This is a genomic window from Nonomuraea sp. NPDC049784 (assembly GCF_040659615.1).
Taxonomy (GTDB): domain Bacteria; phylum Actinomycetota; class Actinomycetes; order Streptosporangiales; family Streptosporangiaceae; genus Nonomuraea.
This window is the reverse complement of sequence record NZ_JBFAMX010001047.1, coordinates 1-2155: the sequence shown is the minus strand read 5'-3', so window position 1 is coordinate 2155 and position 2155 is coordinate 1. Positions and strand designations below refer to the sequence as shown.

At 70.8% G+C, this 2155-nt stretch carries 3 protein-coding genes; 1 reads left to right on the top strand and 2 read right to left on the bottom strand.

Going from position 1 to position 2155, the window contains the following annotated elements:
* Window positions 1-497, bottom strand: a 497-nt coding sequence (locus AB0J09_RS63005) for a hypothetical protein (RefSeq protein WP_360713854.1), incomplete at its 3' end; no start/stop codon positions are given.
* A gap of 177 nt (window positions 498-674) precedes the next feature.
* Here AB0J09_RS63005 and AB0J09_RS63000 point away from each other — a divergent pair.
* The gene (locus AB0J09_RS63000) at window positions 675-1559 is read left to right on the top strand and encodes a helix-turn-helix transcriptional regulator (protein ID WP_360713852.1); all 885 of its coding nucleotides are present in this window, start codon (window positions 675-677) and stop codon (window positions 1557-1559) included.
* On the opposite strand, the gene AB0J09_RS62995 is transcribed toward AB0J09_RS63000, so the two are convergent.
* The gene (locus AB0J09_RS62995; protein WP_360713850.1) at window positions 1515-2036 is read right to left on the bottom strand and encodes a (2Fe-2S)-binding protein; all 522 of its coding nucleotides are present in this window, start codon (window positions 2034-2036) and stop codon (window positions 1515-1517) included. The two genes, AB0J09_RS63000 and AB0J09_RS62995, sit on opposite strands and share 45 nt — an antisense overlap.
* Between the last annotated feature and the right edge of the window lie 119 nt (window positions 2037-2155).

The window sequence follows — 2155 nt, the reverse complement described above, 5'->3', positions numbered from 1 at the left end:
GTCCAGGCCACGATGGCGAGGAGCGCCAGCGCCGCCGCCGTGAGCGCGTACTCCAGGTTGTGGCCGCGGAGGAGGGCCGGCTCGTGGCGCTCCGCCAGCACGACCGGTGCGTCGGCCGCCATGGTGATGCGGACGGCCACCAGAAGCCGGCACCTGTCGGTCCACCGCTGGACGCGGTCGTCGGCCGGTGGTCGCATCGTGCTCAGCGCCGGGCGTGCCCAGGCGGAGCGGCTGGCGGCGATGACCCTGCCGTGTGCGTCGACCAGCTGGATGAGCTCTATGTCGCCCGAGGCCGGTATCACCTTGGGAAGCGCGCCGGCGCGGGCCGCCGCGCTCCACTGGCTGGCAATCTGTTCGACCCGGTTGAAGGCGTCGTCCTGGACGCGGTAGCGGATCGCCAGCGAAGAAGTGACGCCGACGACGGACAACGCGACCAGGGCGAGCACCGACATGGCCATGGCGGAGCGCGCTCGGATGGATCGGGGGTAGGAAATCACGATCACCGTCTCCTTTCCGTCATTTCGACGGTAAGACGGGACGACGTGCGGAGGGTGGACGTGTGACACCCAGGAAATTCGCACACCTGGAGGAATGCCGACGGATGCGGGGATGCGGGCTCAGCCTGGTAGTGACACGCCCACCCTGGCCGTCAAATTCCGGCATATGGTACTTAAATGGACACTCGAGACAGCGGCAAGTTGTTGGGGGAGTTCCTGCGCGCGCGGAGAGAGGTCACGACTCCCGCGCAGGCGGGGCTCGTGGGCGGGGGACCACGCCGGACGCCGGGGCTGCGGCGCGAGGAGGTGGCGATGATGGCCCACGTCAGCACGGATTACTACATCCGCCTCGAACAGGGCAGAGAGCGCCACCCGTCCGAGCGCGTGCTCGGGGCCCTCGCCCGGGTGTTCGGCCTGACCCCCGAGGCTACCGCCCACATGCACGCGCTGGCCCATCCCATGCTCCAGCCCCGGCGGTCGCCTGCCCGGCGGGTCAGCCCCAGCCTGCGCACGCTGATCGGCAGCTGGTCCGGCACGCCCGCGCTGATCTGCGACGACCTCATGAACGTCCTGGCTGCGAACTCCCTCGCCGACGCCCTGTACGGCGGGTTCGAGGACCGTGACAACCTGCTCCGCATGATCTTCCTGGATCCGGTGGCCCGCGAGTTCTATCCCGAGTGGGAGACGTCGGCCCGTTCCAAGGTCGCCCACCTGCGCCTCATCACCGGGTCGCATCTCGACGACCCCCGCCTTACCGAGCTCGTGGGGGAGCTCTCGGTCAAGAGCCCCGAATTCCGCAGGCTGTGGGCCCGCCATGACGTCTCCAACAAAGTGGGCGAGGTCAAGCGCATGCACCACCGGGAGATCGGGGAGCTGGAGCTGACCTGTGAGATCTTCTCGGTGAACGGCTCCGACGGCCTGCAGCTCATCACCCTGCTGGCCCAGCCGGGCAGCCCTACCGAGGAGAGGCTGAAACTGCTGGGCAGCCTCGCCGCCCCGTCCGCGACTGAAGCGCTTTCAGCCGCTCGGCCGCTCGGCCGCGGTCCCCGATTCAGCCGCTGAGCCGCCGTCCCCGCGCAGGCGGGCCGCGGCGCGCACCGCGGCCCGGCGGATGCCCGCATATCCGGTGCAGCGGCACAGGTTGGAGGCGAGGACCGCGTCGAGCCGCCGCTCGTCCCTGCCCAGATCCGGCTCCTCGGCGAGGGCGCCCGCGAGCAGCATGAGGAAGCCGGGGGTGCAGAAGCCGCACTGCAGCGCGTGCTCGGCGGCGAACGCCTCCTGCAGCGGATGCAGCCGGTCGCCGTCGGCCAACCCCTCGACGGTGCGGATGTCGGCACCCTCCGCCTGGACGGCCAGGGCGAGGCAGGACCGGATGGCGGTGCCGTCGACCAGCACGGTGCAGGAGCCGCACACCCCGTGCTCGCACCCCAGCGTGGTGCCGGTGAGCCCGAGCCGGTCGCGCAGCGCGTCGGCCAGGCTGGTCCGGGGCTCGACGTCGAGCCGGTGGGTCCGGCCGTTGACCGTGAGTTCGACGTTCATGGGGTTCCCGGGCTCTCGTCGTCTGTGCGCGTCCCCTGAACGGCGTCCATGCGCGCGTTCTGGACGGCTCGGGTGAGGCAGCGCCGTACCAGGGTGGCGAGCGCGTGCCTGCGGTAGGC